This window comes from Kosakonia sp. (genome assembly GCF_032104925.1).
In the GTDB taxonomy this organism is placed as follows: Bacteria; Pseudomonadota; Gammaproteobacteria; order Enterobacterales; family Enterobacteriaceae; genus Kosakonia.
In genome coordinates this window covers 129,260-148,599 of sequence record NZ_DAMCGF010000005.1, presented here as the reverse complement: position 1 = coordinate 148,599, position 19,340 = coordinate 129,260, and the positions used below count along the sequence as shown (strand labels likewise).

Sequence of the window (19,340 nt, the reverse complement as noted above, 5' to 3'; positions counted from 1 at the left end):
GTTACGCCCAGCGTTTGATGATAATTGAGGTATTTATTCCGCCAAACGCAAAGTTATTGCTTTGCAGGAATTCACAATCAATATGCCTTGCTTCACCGCGGATATAATCCAGTTCGCCGCAATTTTCATCCGGTGTCGTCAGGTTTAGCGTTGGCGCAAACCAGCCTTCGCGCATCATTTGCAGGCTCATCCACGCTTCAAGCGCGCCACAGGCGCCAAGCGTATGACCGAAGTAGCTTTTTAATGAGGAGATGGGCACCGTATTGCCGAAGATAGCGGCGGTTGCCTGGCTTTCTGCAATATCACCCCGATCGGTAGCTGTGCCGTGTGCGGAAATGTAGCCGATATCCTGCGGGCTGAGCCCAGCGATATTAAGCGCCTGCTCCATACAAATTTGCATCGTCTCACGCTGGGGTTGAGTGATATGCGCGGCATCGCAGTTGGTGGCAAACCCGACAATCTCGCCATAAATGGTGGCACCGCGCGCTTTCGCATGTTCCAGTTCTTCCAGAATCAGCGTTCCTGCGCCTTCACCAATCACTAGACCATCACGACGGGCATCAAATGGAGACGGAGTGGTTTTCGGCTCATCATTACGTTGACTGGTGGCGAAAAGCGTATCAAAAACGGCGGCTTCCGATGGACATAACTCTTCCGCACCGCCCGCGACCATCACATCCTGATAACCGTGGCGAATGGCTTCCCAGGCGTAGCCTATCGCCTGGCTACCGGAAGTGCAGGCGCTGGATGTAGGGATCACCCGACCACGCAACCCGAAAAACAGGCCGGTATTAACCGCAGTGGTGTGCGGCATCATCTGTACATAGGTGGTGCCAGTGATGTTATTGGTGTGCTTTTCGGTCAGCATGGTCGCAAATTCACTTACCGGACCAGTGCTGCCAGTCGACGAACCATACGCAATACCGGTTCGGCCTTGGGTGAGAACCGGATCATCGATTAACCCTGCCTGCTCCAGCGCCAGTTCGCTGGCTCTGGTGGAGAGCAACGAGACGCGTCCCATCGCGCGGATGCGTTTGCGGGTGTAGTTTTCCGGTAGCACAAAATCATCAATGGGCGCACCCAGCAGAGTATGCAGGCCATCATAAATTTGCCATTCCGGCATTTTCCGTACGGCATTCTCGTAAGCCAGTAACCGCTTCGCAACTTCCTGCCAGTTTTGGCCAAAGGCGGTAACGCCGCCCATACCGGTAATAACCACGCGACGCGTCATAGCATGCCTCCGTTAATCGAAATGACCTGGCGGGTAACATAACCCGCAATATCGGACATCAAATAGCTGGCTAGTCCGGCCACTTCTTGCGTTTGGCCCATACGTTTCATCGGGATCAGGGACATCGCTTCTTTCAGTGCCGCCTCTTCCATCTCAATCATGCCGGTGTCAATCAGGCCAGGAGCAATACAATTCACGGTGATTTTGCGTTTTGCCAGTTCGATAGCCAGCGCTTTTGTCGCGCCAATGATCCCCGCTTTAGCTGCGCTGTAGTTGACCTGGCCACGGTTGCCCATTACGCCGGAAACCGACGAAAGCGTAATGATGCGCCCGCCGTTGCGAGCGGAGATCATGGGCATAATGCAGGGTTGGATCACATTGTAAAAGCTGTCGAGGTTGGTATGGATGACCATGTCCCAGTCTTCTTCGCTCAGCGCCGGGAAGGCTGCGTCGCGTGCAATCCCGGCATTACTGACCACTCCGTACCAGGCGCCGTGGCGGCCAATTTCGCTCTCCAGCACCTCACGACATTGCTCGCGGTTGCCAACATCGAAATTGAGCAGACGTCCGCTTCCCCCTGCCTGTTCAATCGCGTGCAGCGTTTGCTGCGCGCCTTGCTCATCACGATGGTAATGCACGCCGATCGTAAAACCGTCTGCGGCAAGTTGTTGGGCGATGGCACGGCCGATGCCTTTGCTGGCACCAGTGACCAATACGGAACGATTCATGCCGTTTTTCCTTGAATAAAAAGTGACGTTAACTCTTCCTTTGTCGGCTGGAAGGTATTGACTCGGCCCGAAGCTAGCGTGTCGGTTTGAGCCTTAATGGTGCAGTCGAAGCTGCCGAAACGTTCATCCTGCATCAGGAGCCTGACGTGGATATCCAGCACGGCATTTGCTGGCAGCGAATTCGCCGCACAGGTTAATTCTCTGGCACCCAACACCATACCGAGGGCGATATTTTCTTCACTGCGTTGCTGGCGATGCCAGCCCGACCAGACGCCAATACTTTGCGCCATTAGTTCGAGAGCATACCAGCCAGGCAAGTGGCCTTCGGCATCAATAAACGGTGCAAGGACACCTTGCTTGTTAACGGTCACGCGGCAGTGGGCACAATCGGCGCCGACAGCAATGACCTCTTCCAGCAGGATCATGGGTGCCTCATGAGGTAAATAGGCACCGGGTGCAAGGTAATGGCTCATGACACTCTCCCCAGCAAAATGCTGGCGTTGTTTCCGCCGAAGGCGAAGGAGTTCGACAAAATCACCGGGCGTGAAAGCGGCTGGGGGGCGCTTAGCAGGCCGCACTCTGGCAGGGTTGTGTCCCGCGGATAATGGCTGAAATCCTGCGGTGGCAATGGCAAATCGCGCAGCAGAATCAGTGCGCTCAGTGCTGCTTCAGTGATACCCGCCGCGCCAAGAGTGTGACCGGTCAAATGTTTAGTTGAACTACAGGGGATACGATCGCCAAACAGCGTATGCACGACCTGCGATTCAATTTGATCGTTAAGGATCGTGGCGGTGCCGTGCAGATTGATATAACCAACGTCGTCTGGCGTCAGGCCCGCCTGGGCGAGTGCCATGTTTATTGCGCGGATCGCGCCTTCGCCTTGAGGATGCGGTGCAGAAATATGCCAGGCATCGCTGGATTCTCCACAGCCTAACAGCGCCAGCGGCTGCGGTTCCCGTGTCAGAACCATCAACGCGGCAGCTTCACCAATAGTGATGCCGCAACGGTCACGGCCAAATGGCTGGCATAATGTCGGCGAGAAGGATTCAAGACTATTAAATCCGTTGATCGGCATCTGACTAAGTGTGTCTGCGCCACCAACGATGGCAACATCCGCGAGCCCCGCATTAATCAGGCGCTGACCATTAATGATCGCTCTGGCACTGGAGGAACAAGCGGTAGAAACCGTAAATGCCGGGCCGTCGAGAGCCAGCCAGCGGCTTAAAAAGCGCGACGGATCGCCTAGCTCCTGTTGCGAATAGCGCCATTCCAGGCTCTCTTCGCCGTTATGCAGGTAATTTACGTGTCTACCCCCTTCCTCCAGACCCGATGTGCTGGTGCCCAAAACGACGGCAACGCGATCGCGGCCATAGCGGGAAATCACCTCATCCACCGTCGGCTGGATTTGTTCCAGCGCGACCAACAAAAGCTGGTTGTTGCGGCTACGATGCGCCTGCCACTCCTCGGGCATCAGCGGAAGTTCTGTATCCACGCCGCCGAGCATGACTTCAGCATCGCCCTGTAACCAGCCTTTTCGGTTGATCATGCCCGGCGCGACGCCACGGCTCAAATTGGCAGCGATTTCATCGCAGGTGTTTCCCAGCGCGTTAATCATGCCAATCGCGGAAATGTAGATCATCTCAGTCACCCAGATATTGAATGGTGATGTGGTATTTAAAGACGTGCTGCTCAATGCTAATTGGCTCGCGTTTGCCTTTGCGCTGTAGGTAGGTGATTTCCGTCACCAGCTTTCCGTGTGCATTGTGCAGCTCGCGCTTGTCGCCTGTGTCGGTGAGCGTCCAGCCTTTCGGTAATTGCGGCTGCCAGACGGCGACAGGCCAGTGGCTGATCATTACATCGGCCAATACCTGGTTTGCCGGTGGTAACTGCGGTACGACAATAGATTGCTCAGTATGAATACCGTTTTCGTCGTAGGTGACGAGGAACAGGCGAATCCCTACGGAGGAGAGCCCGGCGAGCGTGATTTTTTTCTCGTCGGCGGTCATCATCACCAGCAGTGACTGCGTTTTCCCGTTAAAGCTCCCGGTGAGTAGCTGCTGGGAATTGACCGCCGGGTTAATTCCCGGTGCCGGTAACGTCACGCGCGTGCCGGGCTCCAGCCATGCTTGCGGGCGGGCGCTGTCGGAGGAGTGGGTGGTGGAACTGCATCCGGTAAGCAGTAGGGCAGTGGCCAGCGCCATGCCTGTCCAGAGGGTGCGGATCATCGTTTTCTCTCTTTTTTACCCGGCATTGCGAGTGGTGAAAGTAAAAAGGCGGTAAAAATGCCACTTACCAGCACGATGCCAAAACAGCTAATCGCCTGGGTATCGCTGAATACCAGCATGCCCAGCGTGAGGAGCGTTGTTACCATCGCCAGCGAGATCGCCAGTAGCGAGGTGAGCGGTGTGCCGCGTGGGTTACTGAAAAATAGCGTGTAATTAATGCCAATCCCTAACACCAGTACCAGCGCCAGCAGGGAGAAGAGATTGACAGAATGGCCGCTTAGCGACAATGCTGCCAGCCCGCAACCGATTGACAACACAGAAGGGACAAGGCTGATAAGCCCCTTTTTCCAGCCAAGACGAAGTATGGCGCCCGCCGCGATCACTGCCAGCGCAACACACAACAGGCCGGTTAACACCAGACGATAGAGCGCGAAAAGCTCGTCGAAAGCGCTTTTTCGATCCACCCAGGCAATACCTGATTGCGCCTGTGCCAGCTTACTTAACGCTGCGCTATCTTTTACGCCATCAACGGGCACCAGAACGCCACTCTGCCCGTCTGGTATGGTCAGCCACAGCAAACGCCAGCCTTCACTGGCCGGACTGGCAAGCCACTCATCAACCGTGACCGTCATTGGGCTGAGATCGGGGGTAACCGCCTGCAAACCAGCGTTCTGCAAGGTATGAGCAACGGTGGGCGCGGCATTTTTGAGTAACGTCAGATCCTGCTGCTGGCGTGAGATCGAGTTGATCGGCACATAACGAAAACCCGAAATTGCGCCGTTCTCACGCGCTTGTTCCAGACGTGGAATAAACGCTTCCAGACGTTCCAGTGTCTGCTGGGGATTTTCGCCATAAACCACAAACCATTTCTGATCGACGCTCTGTCCGGTGAGAGCAGTGATGGCTTTTTCCTGCGCAAGGATGTTCTGCGGTAATGCCTGTAACTGGCTGATATCGTCATTGATGCGCAGTGTCGACAACCCGGCAAGAGAAACCGCCGCCATTATCAGCGGCAATCCCACCGACAGTTTTTTATTGCGCCTCCAGGCTGCCAGCCAGCGCAGTAACAGCACCATCGCAGGCACGGGACGTACCGGTAAACCACGGCACAGCCAGGGGTGCCAGAAGACAACCGTCAGGCAAGAGGCGCTGAGTCCGGTAGCGGCGAAAATCGCCATCTGGCGAATACCAGGGAAGGGCGCCAGCATCATGATCAGATACGCCAAGACGGTCGTCGCCAGTGCCAGCAACAGCGCATTTCGTACTTTTTCCAGGCTTTGCCATGGCGATGACTCTGCGCCATGCACCATACGTTCGGTGAGATAGTAAAGTGTATAGTCCGCAGAGATCCCGATGATGCTCATGCTCATCACCAGCGTCATCAGGTGCAACTCGCCGAAGATCAGCAGCGTCACTACCGTGCCGGCCAGCGCACCAACGGCGATTGAAAGTAGGCATAACAGAAGTGGGCGCAAGGAGCGGAACACGGCAACAATCAACAACATGACGCCGACGATAGTTGCGATCCCCAACGTTGAAATGTCGCGCTTTGCCTGCTGGCTGGCGTAGTCGCTATAGAATACCGTGCCGCGTGATAGCAATTGCGCCTGTGGAAACTGTTTCTTGAGTTGTGTTTCCAGCGAGCCGAGCGTGGCGACAAACTGGTGTGTTTGCTGCATATCGAAGGAGGAGCCTGCCAGCTCGCCGTGGAGCAGATACCAGTAGTTGCCGTCGTTGTCCTGGGTGACTAACCACCCATCCATCAACCGCAGTCGCTGCGTATTTTGCGCCATCGCCAATTGTGCTCCGCGCATCAACATTAGCGGATCGTTTTGCAGCTCTTTACCCGATACGCCGGAAAAGGCCGAGTAGAGCTGAGTCAGCACCCATTGTGCCTGCGCTTCGCCGCCGTTTTGCAGACGCGCGCGGGTTGCGCTATCAAGCAGAGCGTTACGGTGCTGCCAGAAAAATGCGCCCCACGCTTGCTGACTCTTTGCATCCATCGCGCCTTTCAGGTGATTAACAACCTGCGATTGACCTAACAGCGTCAGCCAGTATTGCGCTACCTCGGGATTGGCCTGTTTACCAGGGCTGATCAACCAGACGAGTTGCTTATCGAGGCGTTGCATAAAGCCGTCATTCAATGCCGCAGGCAGCGCGCCCATGGTTTGTGCCGGAAGCATCGCCAGTACGCTACTGTTCATTCGCGCTTTGGGAAGCAGCGCGAGCAGCATACCCAGCATCACCAGGCATACTGCGCCCCACAGTAGTGCCGGGCGTGGGGAATTAGTGCGTTGCAAAACGTTGGCGTTCGTCATCAGTCAGCGTCGTGGGCGTGAGTCGGTGTTGGGAAAAAGCGATATCGGTGAGATCGCCCTGTTTATCATTCAGGCGGATGCTGTCGAGATAGTGATCCCCGGCCAGGTCGATGGAGGTGAATATTTTATCCAGCGGCGTGGTGATTGGGGTCAACTTCAGGGTCCAGCGACCTTTCCCGGCATCGTTAAAGTCAATGCGAAAGTTCTGTTCCAGCACGGCGCGATCGGCCTGAAACAGGGCGCGCAGAAGATGGTTAAACTGGAACATTTGCGGGTTGTTCTGCGCAGTGATCACCTGCGGTGGCTGACCGTTAATGATTTGCACCATCCGCGAATCATCAAGCATTAGCATCATCGGGAACGGTGCGGTCTGATCCCACAATAATCCCTGCTCACGGGCGATAAGCATTTCGCCCTGCGAGCGCAGCGGCTGCGGCAAGTCTTTAATGGTGCGGGTTTGGGTGAAATGCGCACGTACCACCGGTTGTTGGGTAAAGCGCTGCTGTAATTCCTCCAGCGTCACTGCATTGACGAAGGGAGCGAACAGCAGAACCAGCAGAGGCCAATATCTCATGGTGTGACCCCCATACGTTCAAACAGAATGGCCGGGCTGACGAAGCACATCTCCCGGCTTTTCTCCTCCACCGCCACCTGAATGGTGTAACCGGTGGTGGTTCGCTTGCCGCTGGCGGCGTCGATGATTTCATACGCGATTTTCAGCCTGTTTTCGAACTCTTCGATTCGGGCGCGTACGCGAAAATGCTGTTCGAATGTCAGTACATCACGGTATTTCACCCGCGTATCCACGACCGGCCACAAATACCCCGACGTTTTCATCTGGCGGTAGCCGTAATCGAACTGATTCAGTAGCGCCTCACGCGCTATCTCAAAGTAGCGAAAATAGTTGCCGTGCCAGACAACGCCCATCATATCGACGTCGTGAAAGGGAACGCTTAGCGCAACCTCGGCTGTGAAACGGGGATCGTTTAACACCTGTTACTCCTTATCCGTGGCTTGCGGTGCGTGGTCAGGCAACCGCCAGAAATCAAAAAAATTAAACCAGTCGAGTGGTGATTGCAGCGCGTAGTGTTCAAGGCGTGCAGCGTAGTTGTCGACAGCCGCTTGCAGTGCCGCTTGACGGTTTGCGCGAGGCATGGACAGCGGATCGGCAAAACGTTCGCAATGCAGGCGCAATTTGCCGTTTTGGCGCAAAGCAAACATTAACAGCACCGGGCAGCGTAGCGCCGCCGCCAGAATAAATGGCCCTTGCGGGAAGGGGGCGGCGTGACCCATAAACGTGCTCCAGCACACCCGCCAGTCGCCACCGCGCTGTGGGTTAACCGCAATACGATCGCCGACAATGGCCACCCATTCGCCCCGATCGAGCTTATCTTTCAGCAACATGGCGGTATCCGGGCCAATATGCGTTACCGGGATAAGGTGTACTCCGGCTTCGGGAGCCATCTCTTGCATGATCTGTTTAAAACGCTGTGCGTTCTCATGAAACACCAGCGCATTGATCACTTTGCTGTTATGTAATTGCGCCAGCGCACGGCAGGCTTCAACATCGCCCAGATGGGATGCGAGCAAGAGCTTGCCGTTGTTATCGTCCAGCCCCATTGCGGCTTCAGCACCGGGCGCGAATTCAACGTCACGGCCTAACTGGAGTTCGCCGCGCCAGCCTGCCACTTTATCCAGCATGGCTTCGGCAAAACGCAGAAAGTGGCGATAGCTACTGAGTTTTGCCGGTGACAGCAGCCCGCGCAGCGCCAGGCTGGTGCGCACACGCGCCAGCCAGAGCTGCGATGCCCGCCGCGCGTTACCGGCGCTAAGCCAATAGACGGCGACAACAGGATAGAGCAGCAGCGAGAATGCTCGGCGGCCAAACACTCTCCAGACCAGCAACATAAAGCGCATACCCCATAATCCCTTCCTCTCGTGCTGCTGCGCCCAGTGGGTATCAGCGCGGCGAAACAGCAGGGAAGGAATGCGCGGCAGCATGCCGAAGAATAAGCGGGTATGCATCAGCGAGATGCGAACATTGTCTTTCAGCGCATCAAAGTGAGAAAGACCGTCCTGCGGATACGTTACGCGTGTCGGGACAAAGTAGCTGGGAGTTCCCTGCCAGTAGAGGCGAACCATCACTTCTGTGTCGAAATCCATACGCCTGCCCAGCGTGACACGTTCAGCAAGCCGCAGCGTGGAAGCGATGGGATAGACGCGAAAACCGCACATGCTGTCTTTCAGTTGAAAAGACAATGTTTCTATCCACACCCAGACGTGTGTGACCCAGCGGCCATATCGCCGCGAACGGGGAATGGAGTCATCATAAACCGGCTGGCCTGAAATCAGCGCCTGCGGATGTTGCCTCGCCAGATCCAGTAATTTGGGAATATCTTCGATGGCATGCTGCCCGTCAGCATCGACCTGCACGGCGTGAGTAAAACCCGCGCGTGAGGCATTTTGCAAACCCTCGATCACTGCCTCGCCTTTACCGGCGTTTTGCGCAAGCCGCGTCAGGGTAAGCATTTCATTTCCTGCGGCCAGTGTTTCCAGCACCCGCTGCGTTGCCTCATCACTGCCATCATCAACGATAAAACAGTGCAGGCCTGTCGGTTGCAGGCGTTCAACCACGCGCGCCATCATTGCACCGTGGTTATAGCAAGGGATAACCACACAAGGATTAAAAGTTACTGACATAGGCGAATTTTCCCGCTGCTACAGGTATGGCGTTCTTCGCCCGCATGGCGCAGGTAGCTGAAACTCAGTTGCTGCTTCTGTTCCTGCCAGTCGAGTCGCAGCGTGACTCTGTTTCCCGGCAGGAGTGGGGCCTGGAATTTAACGTTTTGAATGCTGTGGAAGCGATAGCCCGGGGTGAGCATTAACGTGGCGTAATGCATCACCCAGTCGAGTTGCGCTACGCCTGGCAGCAACGGCTGAACCGCAAAATGACCGCGGAACCAGAACAGGTCCGTCTCCAGTAGGATATCGATTTCAGCGTGCGTCGGTGACACCTGACGGTGTGCAATTTCATGAGGTTTCATGAAATAACTCCTGTAGTTGAGCATAAACACGCTTGTTCATACTATTAACGGGGATCTCTTCCAGGATGCGCCAGTAACGTGGCACCGCCACCGGCTCCAGCCACGGAATCAGCTCTCTTCGCCAGGCAAGCTCCATTGCTTTATTGTCACAATTAAGCCACTGGCGATGTGCCTCTTCTTCCAGCACCAGCAGCACGCCAACGCCCTGTCTCCCGCCACGAGACACAGGGAGAGCTGCGGCATCCCGAATACCCTCAAGCGCTAACACGCGTCTCTCTATTTCACTCAGCGAGATGCGCTTCTCTTCGATTTTAACAACGCGGCCACGACGCCCGGCGATGTGGAAAGTCCCGCCGTCATCAAAGATCAGGATATCATCGAGCAACAGGCCGTCTGGTTCGGGAATAATCGGCGAATGCGCGCGAAATGCCTCACCTTCCGGCACGATCGAAACCCCCGGAAAAGGTTTCCACGGGATGCTATCGTGCTGGCGATGCCGCCAGGCAAGAATGCCTGTTTCGGTGCTGCCATATATTTCATCTGGTTGAACACCGCACCAGTCAGCGGTTCCCTGAACATCTGTCCACGGCAGCATTCCACCAGCCGAGAGAATGATCGCCATCGGCGGTGGTGCGAGCCGGGGATCAAGGCGTTTTAAGAACGCGGGACTACTGATAAACGCATAGCGATGGTGGCTTTCCAACGCGGCCAACTGCTCGGCGTAATAGAGCATTGCGGCGTGAAGTGGCAGTCCGAGCGACATTGGCAGAAAGATGCGGAAGGTTAGTCCGTATAAATGTTGCGGCACGACCGAAGCCACGACGCGACAGCCCGCCAGTTGGTCACTAAAACGCGCGGCGAGCAGCGTCGCTTCATGATCAAGACAGGCTATCGGTTTGATAACCCGGCGCGGCTGCCCGGTTGAACCGGAGGTAAAAAGCTCGATAAACGCCCCTTCGCGAAGGGGCGGAAAAACGTCGCCTTTCGCGGCTTGTGGTGCGTTTGCCTTTACCACACAATGCGGGCCTCCCCAGCGTAAAGGCTGATCGCTGAGTACTCCCTGAAAGAGCGTTTTTTGCTCGGCCAGCAATGATTCCCGGCAGTGCCCTGGAATTACAGGTGTTTTCCCGGCATGCAGCGTAGCCAGCAGCGCGACAATAAAAAGGTAGCTATTTTCAAAGCACAGCGCCCAGCGTTCATCGTCCTGCGTCTGTAGCCAGGTCATAAGCTGGGCGACATCGCTGCGCAGGTCTTCCAGCGTCCACGTCCGAACACCAAGCCAGGCGATGGGAGTATCATTGGCCCGCGAATGGCTGAGCCAGTCGGCGAAAGGAAGGGTTTTCATTGCATCTCTCGTTTTATCATCTGGCGGCGTATCAGCCATTCACCTGCCATCAGCAAACCCATCAGCAGGTAGGAGATCATGCCGTTCCAGAGCGTCCATAGACGCATATCGCCATACAGCGCTGTAAATAGCGCAATCCCGCCATTCAACACGAAAAAAACACACCAGACATGCGTCACGCGGCGGGTATAGCGTACGGCTTCCTCAGGAAGGTCGGGGCTGCGCAGGCGAGCCAAACGCTCGACCAGCGGCATTGCGCTCCACAGTGAACTGCCAAATACCAGTAACATGATGAAGCTGACGGCGACCGGGTAATAGAGCAGGAGCTGATGCGTTTTTAATAGCCAGCTTGCCGCGCACAGCCCGATACCGGTCAGGGCAATGCTGCGCGTGACAAAGCGCATCGGCGCAAGCCCCTGTCGGGCTTGCCGCAAACGGAAAAGCAGCATGACGGCCATCAAAGGGAGCAGCCAGTGCAGACTGTTATGCGCAAGGCCGAACCAGATCACAAAAGGCCAACAGAGCATCAATAACGCGGCGAGCAGTTTCAGGCCCGTTTCCAGGCGAGGTCCGTACACGGTGGCTTATTCTTCCCGCAGCAGATGCGCTACCGCATCGACGACATCCTGTACGGTGCGCACCGCTTTAAACTCTTCCGGTTTGATTTTCTTACCGGTCTTTTTCTGAAGATGCACAATCATGTCGACAGCATCAATGCTGTCGAGCTCCAGATCTTCGTACAGACGAGATTCGGGAGTAATATCCTGCGGATCGATTTCAAAGAGTTTGATAAGAAGAGCGCAAACTTCCTGATAAATTTCGTTTTTCTCGGTCATAGCGTATCCGTTTTTATGCGCGTTGGGCCTGAATAAAAGATGCCAGCGTGGCGACAGAGTAGAAATGCTGGCGCATCTCTTCGCTTTCCGCTGAAAGCACCACCGCGTATTGATTTTTGATCGCCAGACCAAGTTCGAGCGCATCGATAGAATCCAGCCCCAACCCATCCCCGAAGAGCGCGCTCTCGGTTTCGATGTCATCGGCGCTGAGTTCATCCAGATTTAAGGTGCTGATAATAAGATTTTTAATTTCAAGATAGAGCTGTTGCATCATCCGTTCCTAAAAAGGTGCAAAACCTGATGTTAATTGATGCAGAAGATGCCGGTTAAGCTGTCTTGCCGCCAGTGCCGGTTCTTGCGATTCCGCATCATAAAATTGTTTTATCGCCACGCGCTCCCGCACCTTAACGGTAAAAAGAGGTTTGCATGGCGGGACGTCATACCATCGGCTGTGTTTGTCCAGCAGATGTTCACTACAGTGGATAACCACGATGCGCAAATCACAACCGCAGCGCACGGCAATATTCGCCGCGCCGCGTTGCAGTGTCATTTTTTCGCCGGGACGCGTACGCGTTCCTTCCGGGAAAATTAAAATAGTTTCGTCGTGCCGAAGGCGCTCTTCGCAGGCGGAGAGCAGCGTATCCGCCTGGCTGTTGATCAAATAGTCTGCCGCTCTAATCACCCCGCTAACGAAGGGATTATTGAGCAGGGCGCCTTTGACCAGACAGTCTGTTTCGGGCATCACAGAGGCCAGCAGAACGTAATCGATCAAAGTGGGATGATTGGCAATGACCAGGCAACCGCGCTCGCCGCGCAGCGCGTCAATCCCTTCAATTCGGTAATCCAGCGCGCCAGTCAACTTTGCGGTGTTTAAAAACAGGCGAAAGCTGGCAGCAATGCTGCGGCGCGCCAACATGCGTCGCTTTGCTTTGTTACGTACCACGAGAATCAGCAGGTTAAACCACACCAGTGACAGCAACAAACCACCGATGCCGAACAGTGCAAAACACAACCCGGTCATGAGTAAACGCCATAGCCAGTTAATGCGGCTCATGCACGGCTCCAGCGCCAGTTGAGACGCTCGCCGGCAATGCTGAATTCAGACTCATTAAGCAGATAATGTTGCAAAAACTGCATACTTTGCGGCAAATGGGGTTCATCGTTCCATATCGCGGATTCGCTGACGCACTGTAGGGTATCGCCCGCTTCGATAACGAGCGCAACCGCATAGGCCCAGGTGGGCATATCCGGATGCAACCCCGGGTGATAAAACGCCGGAAGTGTGCCGTCGAAATCCACCATCAATACGCGTTTATAGCCCGCCTGTAAGAAACAGATCGCTTCACACAGCCCCTGCTGGAATGTGTCAAGCCCGGCTGAAACAGAAGAGGATGCAATCGACTGTTGCATGGCGATAGTGAGGTTCCCCACCGCGGAGTTATGCACTGACATCGCAAAATCGGTAGGGGAGATATCCTGGTCTGCCGCCAGCGCCTGAAGAATGCGATAGTTGCGTTCCAGTTCACCATGACGGCTGCTAAACACAACGGCATCCACCGTATGCTGGCGCATCAGCGTCATACCACATTCAACAGCCAGTCGGCTGCCTGAACTGAGGCGACGCGCGGTCATCATCGGCAACGCGGCGAGTTTCGCCTGCGCAAGCGCAGGATCAATAGCGCCACTATCCAGCGACCATTGCTGCCACTGTGTCGTTTCGCTCAGACCTGGCGCTCTGGCCAACCAATCCGTAATGTTTAGTGCAAATTTCATCAACGCGTATCCGCGAAAAACGGTTTTCCCAATGATGCCGGTAAGGCATCATGGCGGCACAGTCGCCGCCCTGTCTTATTTTTTATGACATATCAATAAGGTATGTCCCACCCCGAGATTATCGAGGCGTTTTTCAATGCTGAAACCGGCCATTTCCAGGTAGCGTAGAAAGTTCTCCGCGCTATAGAAACGGCTGTTACCGTTCGCCATACAGGTAAAATAGAGTGACGTTGCATTCAAGCTAAAGGCGGCAGCATCAAATTTTTGTGCGTCCCAGAAAAGCTCCATAACACAGAGTCTGGCGCCCGGTTTCATGACCCCGGCTATTTTACTTAAGATGCCAACAATTTGTTCTGGTGAAAAGCAATCTAGGAATTGACTCATCCACCAAATATCCGCTTCACCAGGCAGCGATGCTTCGCTAAGCATATCGACCGGATGGAAGTGAATCCGTGATGAGAAGCCTGCGGCCTCGACATTTTTCTGCGCCAGTGCAATTTGTTCAGGCAAATCTAATAGGGTTACCGCGACATTTGCATCATACTTGCAACAAGTCATCGCCCATTTTCCGGTATTGCCGCCGACATCGTACAGGCTTACAGGCTGGCTTGCGAATATATGTGGCAGAGCCGCCGTAAATGCCGCATCGGAATAATAGTGATCAAAAGCGAACCAACTATCCCGTGCCGGGTTAGGCAATTGCGATAAAGCTGGATAAATCGTTGGCCAGTCACCAAATACGCGCAACCCTGCGGGTTTGCCTTCTTTTAAGGCATCCTCAAGGAAATACAGTCCCTGGTAACAAACATCCTGCGAGAAATCCATATTGACTCGCGTCATCGGATCGTGCAGCAGGAAATGCCCTATCTTCGCGATATAAAAACGCTCTTCACTGCGGGTGACAATCCGTCCACTCAGCGCCATATCAAGCAATACACTGGCGGCGTAAGCATCAGCTTCGCAACCTTCGACAATCTCATCGAGCGTTGCGCCCTGCTTGCCTTGCTTATCCAGAAATTCCAGCAACCCAAATTTACGCAGACAAACCGCGGTCTGAAATAACATGGGGGCAAAAGCAATACGCTGCGCTTCAGCTATCGCTTCCAGCGCGCTGAAGGGATCTTGTTCATACATGGTGTGCACAACCTTAATTAAGAGCACATTGATTATCGGACCGTTCCCGGTCCGACTTTAGGCTGGATGACAATTAAAGCGCAGCACCTGATGATAAATTCAGCTGAATATCTTTGTCGAGGTTGTTAACCCAGCGGTTGTAATTCTTATGAATCTTCCCGTCTGAGGCTTTCAGATTCATGCTGTTTTCATAGTTAATTGAATAGCTGTTTGCAGAGTAGTTAATACGAATTTCTGCAGTATGGTCGCGGCTTTGCATGCGACCTTTGATAACGCCCGGACCTGCATCTGTCATGATCCACTGGCGTTGTTGGCCGGCTTTCAGAATGGCAGCACGTACCTGCGCCTGAGAATGGCCCGCACTGACCGGGGTGTTAATATTATGAATACTTGCAGTACGCGCGCAACCCGTTAGCGCACCTACGACAGCAATTGCAGTCAGTAACTGAACAATCTTTTTCATGAGAACTCCGTATCAAATAAATATAAGATTGGTGACACATTTAATAACGCAAACTTAGGCGAAATAATGATGCTGTTCTGAAAATAAATGGTACCACCTTGATTTTTATGCTGGAATCATAAGTATTTACAGAACGAGGATGAATGCGCGGACGATAAAATACCATTATGCTTTGCGCAACGGTAGCTTTTATTAGGAAACTGATAACCAAATTGATGCGTGGATCAGATAACCGCAAAGCTCCTTGATTAATAATCGGCTATTTAACCGCGTTATATATTTGTTATGTTTATTATCTCATCTTAAGGTAAATTTTTGCGATTTATCTCATTCGGGATTTCAAAATAAAAACGCCCATAATCTGATGGGCGTTTTTATTTTCTTAATATTAGCAGTTGTGATTACGGATATAAAACTACCCTGGTTGGTAGGTACTTTACCCGGGCAGGCGGCTTTTCGGTCTGCCTGGACCCAGTAAAATCGCCAGCTTGCTGCCGCCGGTGGTGGTTTCCATCCAGATTTTACACACGCTGGTTAGCGGTACTGACAACAGCATTCCCACCGGGCCAAGCAGCCATCCCCAAATCAATAACGATAAAAACACCACCAGCGTCGACATCCCGAGGCGGTGGCCCATCATGCGGGGTTCCAGGATGTTGCCAAGCAACATATGCACCACAAGGAACAAGCCGCCCACCAGCAAACATTCGTACGTGCCGTTAAACAGCAGCGCCTGGATCATTGGCGGGATAGCGGAGATCACCGAGCCGATATTGGGTACGTAATTGAGCAGGAACGCCAGCACCCCCCACATCAGCGCAAATTGCACATCCAGAAACACCAGCCCGACCCAGACAATCAGGCCTGTCCACACGCTCAGCAGCGTTTTCAGTGCCAGATAGTGGGAAACGCCTTTCAGCGCGCGGTGCAGTCCGGCGATATGAATTTGCGGGTTATGCAGCGCAAAGCGCAGCTTATAAGGTACGTGGCGCACTTCAAACAGCATAAACACCACGGTCATCACCAGCAGGACAATGCTGGCCATCGCGTTCGAGAGCTGAGTCGCCATGGTGGTGGCAAAGCCCATCACTCGCTCCGAGTCCATCCGCTGCAGCATACGTTCTGGTGACATGTGCAAGCGAAGAAACGGCATCGCATCCTGCAACTGCATAAATTTCTTAGTGAATTCGCGGTTGTACTTTGGCAGCAGCGTCATAAAGTCGTTGACCGACGCGGCAAGCACGCCGAACAGCGCGGTGAGAAAAACCAGCATCACCAGCACCACAATACCGATCGCCACCGGGCGCGAAATGCCGCGCCGGAGAAACCAGGTAACCAGCGGATTGAGAACAATCGCGAAAAACAGTGCCAGAAGAAGCTGCACAATAATGTCGGCCGCAGCATGAATGCCGGCCAAAATGATCACCAGCGAAGCCAGCTTTAACAGAATATGTAAACCCGCCCGATCGGGTTGAGGATGTGTCATGGTTAATTCCTTTTGTCATCGGCCCGTTAAGTGTAGTGCCCCGCCACACCTTCGCCCGCCAGAGATATTCTTAAAGTGAATGCTGCTTTCTGTTTCATCACGTGGTAATAGTGAAACACTGTTGTGAAAAGCTGAGTAAAACTCCATGCCTGAAAACGCCGCCGAACCGGCGCTAAGCGGATTGCGCCTCAATCTGCGGATTTTGTCCGTCGTTATGTTTAACTTCGCCAGTTACCTCACTATTGGCCTGCCGCTGGCGGTGCTCCCAGGCTATGTTCATGATGCGATGGGCTATAGCGCGTTTTGGGCCGGTCTGGTGATCAGCCTGCAATACTTCGCAACGCTACTGAGCCGACCGCATGCCGGACGCTATGCCGACCTGCTGGGGCCAAAAAAAGTGGTGATCTTTGGTTTATGCGGCGCGTTTCTGAGCGGCCTGAGCTATTTGCTGGCGGGCGTTGGCGGCAGTGTTGGCGTGTTAGGCCTGATATTGCTTTGTCTGGGGCGCGTCATTTTAGGCATTGGCCAGAGTTTCGCTGGAACCGGCGCGACGCTCTGGGGCGTGGGTGTGGTCGGGTCGATACATATCGGGCGGGTGATTTCGTGGAACGGTATTGCCACCTATGGCGCGATGGCCATCGGTGCGCCGCTCGGGGTGGTCTGTTATCAGTACGGCGGGCTGCATGGGCTCTCGCTGACTATTATGGGCGTGGCGCTGCTGGCAATAGTACTGGCGCTGCCGCGTGCGGCGGTGAAAGCCAGCAAAGGCAAGCCGCTGCCGTTTCGCGCCGTGCTGGGACGCGTCTGGTTATACGGGATGGCGCTGGCGCTGGGTACAACCGGTTTTGGCGTCATCGCCACCTTTATTACCCTCTATTACGATGCGAAAGGCTGGGAGGATGCGGCGTTTGCCCTCACTCTTTTTAGCTGTGCCTTTGTTGGCGCGCGTCTGCTGTTTCCGAATGGGATTAATCGCTTCGGCGGTTTAAATGTGGCGATGCTCTGTTTTGTGGTCGAAACTCTTGGGCTGGTGCTGGTTGGCCTGGCGGTGGAGCCGTGGATGGCGAAACTCGGCGTGTTCCTTGCCGGGGCCGGTTTCTCGCTGGTTTTCCCGGCGCTGGGCGTCGTGGCAGTCAACGCGGTGCCGCAGCATAACCAGGGCTCAGCACTGGCGACATACACCGTATTTATGGATTTATCGCTGGGGATAACCGGGCCGCTGGCGGGGTTGCTGATGGCGCAGGCGGGTGTCTCGGCTATCTATTTCGCCGCCGCAGGACTGGTGGCAATAGCCTTACTGCTGGCCTGGCGGCTGCGGCATAAGCCGGTGGCGGTTGCCGGGTAGAAAAAAGGGAACCGTCAGGTTCCCTTTTTCATGTTCAGAGCGGCTTATTTCACTACGATGGTGTTAATAATGTTTTCCGCCGTGGTTTGCGCCTGCTGCTGGTTATCCGCCGGCAGCGTCACCTGGATGGTCAGCAGTTTGTCATCAACTTTACCCAGCACCACTGAAGACCATGCCGTCTGGCCTTTCGCGGAGATAATGCTGTCGAGCTGTTGCAGTTTCTGGCCTTTCAGTTCGATAGATTTGTTGGTGACCACCTGCAACTGCGGGTCGCGGCTACGCTGCTGCTCTTCCAGTCGTTTTGTCAGCGCGCTTAACTCTTCTGTCGTGTTGTCGCCGACAATTACAATTACCGCTTTCTGACCGGTGGCATCGGAATACACATGCATATTATTGGACTGCGTGCCCAGTTTTCCGCTCTGATCGGTCATATCCGCAGGCAGCGAGAAGCTGAGTTTGCCGTCGAGCAGAGTTACCGGTTGACCGTTGGCGTTGCTTTCGGCGGCAGCACCCTGAACAGGTTTTTTGCTGTCGCTGTTATCACAGGCAGCCAGCCCAACAACCAGCAGGCCGATACCGACATATTTCACCAGATTGCGCATTGACTTCTTCCTTTCAATAAACAGCCATAACGGCTCATCGGCGCATCTTATCACATCTGATAAGCCGTACCTTTAACTCGCCTGCAACGCGCTAATTTCAGATTTGTCTGCCAGTTTTTTCAGCAACATATTCAACAACACACCATACATTGGCAGGAAGAACGCGATGCTGATAAGCACTTTGAAGCTGTAATCCACCAGCGCGATTTCCGTCCAGTGCTGCGCCATAAACGCATCCGGGCTGCGCCAGAAAGCGATAAAGAAAAAGGCGATGGTGTCGCTGGCGTTACCAAAAACCGTCGACGCGGTTGGCGCGAGCCACCAATGGCGGCTCTGGCGCAGGCGGTTAAAGACATGCACATCGAGAATTTGCCCCAGCGCGTAAGCCATAAAGCTGGCGGTGGCGATACGGGCGACAAACAAATTGAAATGCGCCAGCGCGCCGAAACCCTGCCAGCTGCCCATGTAGAACAGCGAGGAGATAACGTAAGAGGCAAGCAGCGCGGGCACCATCACCGCGAAGATAATTCGCCGGGCTAACGGCGCGCCGAAAATGCGCACGGTTAAATCTGTCGCCAGGAAGATAAACGGGAAGCTAAATGCGCCCCAGGTGGTATGGAAACCAAAGATAGAAACCGGCAACTGCACTAGGTAGTTACTGGAGATGATCACCAGCAGGTGAAAAAGCGAAAGCCAGACCAGCGCCTTCATGCGCTGTGCGTTTGAAAAGTGCGTCATATTGTGACCTTTTTGGTAAATGGGGTGAGGGAACCCAGTACTTTTTATGCTCTGACGAGCAGAGCCGCCGCA

The 19,340-nt window shown here is 54.3% G+C and carries 21 protein-coding genes and 1 pseudogene; 1 reads left to right on the top strand and 21 read right to left on the bottom strand.

The window, feature by feature from the left end; translation table 11 throughout:
• Position 1: 1 nt before the first annotated feature.
• The 19 genes and pseudogenes from RT644_RS12330 to RT644_RS12240 form a co-directional block, all read right to left on the bottom strand.
• Positions 2-1,231, bottom strand: a complete 1,230-nt coding sequence (locus RT644_RS12330) for a beta-ketoacyl-ACP synthase (RefSeq protein WP_131413136.1) — start codon at positions 1,229-1,231, stop codon at positions 2-4.
• A complete protein-coding gene (locus tag RT644_RS12325; RefSeq protein WP_313626847.1) occupies positions 1,228-1,959 on the bottom strand; it encodes a 3-ketoacyl-ACP reductase FabG2 in 732 nt (243 codons plus the stop codon). The genes RT644_RS12330 and RT644_RS12325 overlap by 4 nt, the downstream gene beginning before the upstream one ends.
• The gene (locus RT644_RS12320) at positions 1,956-2,432 is read right to left on the bottom strand and encodes a 3-hydroxy-fatty acyl-ACP dehydratase (protein ID WP_269232134.1); all 477 of its coding nucleotides are present in this window, start codon (positions 2,430-2,432) and stop codon (positions 1,956-1,958) included. The genes RT644_RS12325 and RT644_RS12320 overlap by 4 nt, the downstream gene beginning before the upstream one ends.
• Entirely contained in the window at positions 2,429-3,598 is a 1,170-nt protein-coding gene (locus tag RT644_RS12315; protein ID WP_269232135.1) for a beta-ketoacyl-[acyl-carrier-protein] synthase family protein, read from the bottom strand. The genes RT644_RS12320 and RT644_RS12315 overlap by 4 nt, the downstream gene beginning before the upstream one ends.
• A gap of 1 nt (position 3,599) precedes the next feature.
• Positions 3,600-4,184: a DUF3261 domain-containing protein gene (locus RT644_RS12310; protein ID WP_269232136.1), complete on the bottom strand. Its 585-nt coding sequence runs from the start codon at positions 4,182-4,184 to the stop codon at positions 3,600-3,602.
• On the bottom strand, positions 4,181-6,502 hold the full coding sequence (locus RT644_RS12305) for an MMPL family transporter (RefSeq protein WP_313626845.1): 2,322 nt from the start codon (positions 6,500-6,502) through the stop codon (positions 4,181-4,183). The genes RT644_RS12310 and RT644_RS12305 overlap by 4 nt, the downstream gene beginning before the upstream one ends.
• The gene (locus RT644_RS12300) at positions 6,471-7,076 is read right to left on the bottom strand and encodes an outer membrane lipoprotein carrier protein LolA (RefSeq protein WP_200551319.1); all 606 of its coding nucleotides are present in this window, start codon (positions 7,074-7,076) and stop codon (positions 6,471-6,473) included. The genes RT644_RS12305 and RT644_RS12300 overlap by 32 nt, the downstream gene beginning before the upstream one ends.
• The gene (locus RT644_RS12295) at positions 7,073-7,495 is read right to left on the bottom strand and encodes an acyl-CoA thioesterase (RefSeq protein ID WP_249880123.1); all 423 of its coding nucleotides are present in this window, start codon (positions 7,493-7,495) and stop codon (positions 7,073-7,075) included. Before RT644_RS12295 ends, RT644_RS12300 begins: the two co-directional genes overlap by 4 nt.
• Positions 7,496-7,498: 3 nt before the next feature.
• Entirely contained in the window at positions 7,499-9,202 is a 1,704-nt protein-coding gene (locus RT644_RS12290) for a glycosyltransferase (protein ID WP_313626842.1), read from the bottom strand.
• Positions 9,193-9,546: a hydroxymyristoyl-ACP dehydratase gene (locus RT644_RS12285; protein ID WP_269232141.1), complete on the bottom strand. Its 354-nt coding sequence runs from the start codon at positions 9,544-9,546 to the stop codon at positions 9,193-9,195. Before RT644_RS12285 ends, RT644_RS12290 begins: the two co-directional genes overlap by 10 nt.
• The gene (locus tag RT644_RS12280) at positions 9,533-10,891 is read right to left on the bottom strand and encodes an AMP-dependent synthetase (protein ID WP_313626840.1); all 1,359 of its coding nucleotides are present in this window, start codon (positions 10,889-10,891) and stop codon (positions 9,533-9,535) included. Before RT644_RS12280 ends, RT644_RS12285 begins: the two co-directional genes overlap by 14 nt.
• Positions 10,888-11,418 (bottom strand): hypothetical protein, encoded by a 531-nt coding sequence (locus RT644_RS12275; RefSeq protein WP_269232196.1) that lies wholly within the window; start codon positions 11,416-11,418, stop codon positions 10,888-10,890. The genes RT644_RS12280 and RT644_RS12275 overlap by 4 nt, the downstream gene beginning before the upstream one ends.
• 57 nt (positions 11,419-11,475) lie before the next feature.
• Entirely contained in the window at positions 11,476-11,727 is a 252-nt protein-coding gene (locus RT644_RS12270; RefSeq protein ID WP_313626839.1) for an acyl carrier protein, read from the bottom strand.
• Between the two features lie 13 nt (positions 11,728-11,740).
• Positions 11,741-11,998, bottom strand: a complete 258-nt coding sequence (locus tag RT644_RS12265) for a phosphopantetheine-binding protein (protein ID WP_131413160.1) — start codon at positions 11,996-11,998, stop codon at positions 11,741-11,743.
• Positions 11,979-12,799: pseudogene (locus RT644_RS12260) on the bottom strand (lysophospholipid acyltransferase family protein). The gene RT644_RS12265 and the pseudogene RT644_RS12260 overlap by 20 nt, the downstream one beginning before the upstream one ends.
• Positions 12,778-13,500: a beta-ketoacyl synthase chain length factor gene (locus RT644_RS12255; RefSeq protein ID WP_313626836.1), complete on the bottom strand. Its 723-nt coding sequence runs from the start codon at positions 13,498-13,500 to the stop codon at positions 12,778-12,780. The pseudogene RT644_RS12260 and the gene RT644_RS12255 overlap by 22 nt, the downstream one beginning before the upstream one ends.
• 75 nt (positions 13,501-13,575) lie before the next feature.
• Positions 13,576-14,634 (bottom strand): class I SAM-dependent methyltransferase, encoded by a 1,059-nt coding sequence (locus tag RT644_RS12250; RefSeq protein ID WP_313626834.1) that lies wholly within the window; start codon positions 14,632-14,634, stop codon positions 13,576-13,578.
• Positions 14,635-14,707: 73 nt separating this feature from the next.
• The gene (locus RT644_RS12245; protein ID WP_200551327.1) at positions 14,708-15,097 is read right to left on the bottom strand and encodes a hypothetical protein; all 390 of its coding nucleotides are present in this window, start codon (positions 15,095-15,097) and stop codon (positions 14,708-14,710) included.
• 436 nt (positions 15,098-15,533) lie between these two features.
• Entirely contained in the window at positions 15,534-16,583 is a 1,050-nt protein-coding gene (locus RT644_RS12240) for an AI-2E family transporter (RefSeq protein WP_020455605.1), read from the bottom strand.
• Positions 16,584-16,728: 145 nt separating this feature from the next.
• Between RT644_RS12240 and RT644_RS12235 the strand changes: the two genes are divergently transcribed.
• Positions 16,729-17,928 (top strand): MFS transporter, encoded by a 1,200-nt coding sequence (locus RT644_RS12235; protein WP_313626833.1) that lies wholly within the window; start codon positions 16,729-16,731, stop codon positions 17,926-17,928.
• A gap of 44 nt (positions 17,929-17,972) precedes the next feature.
• Here the strand turns inward: RT644_RS12235 and RT644_RS12230 are convergent, their stop codons facing one another.
• Positions 17,973-18,530 carry a DcrB family lipoprotein gene (locus RT644_RS12230; protein ID WP_045507737.1) on the bottom strand — a complete coding sequence of 186 codons (558 nt, stop codon included), beginning with the start codon at positions 18,528-18,530 and terminating at the stop codon, positions 17,973-17,975.
• Positions 18,531-18,602: 72 nt separating this feature from the next.
• Positions 18,603-19,268: a 7-cyano-7-deazaguanine/7-aminomethyl-7-deazaguanine transporter gene (locus tag RT644_RS12225; protein WP_313626831.1), complete on the bottom strand. Its 666-nt coding sequence runs from the start codon at positions 19,266-19,268 to the stop codon at positions 18,603-18,605.
• Between the last annotated feature and the right edge of the window lie 72 nt (positions 19,269-19,340).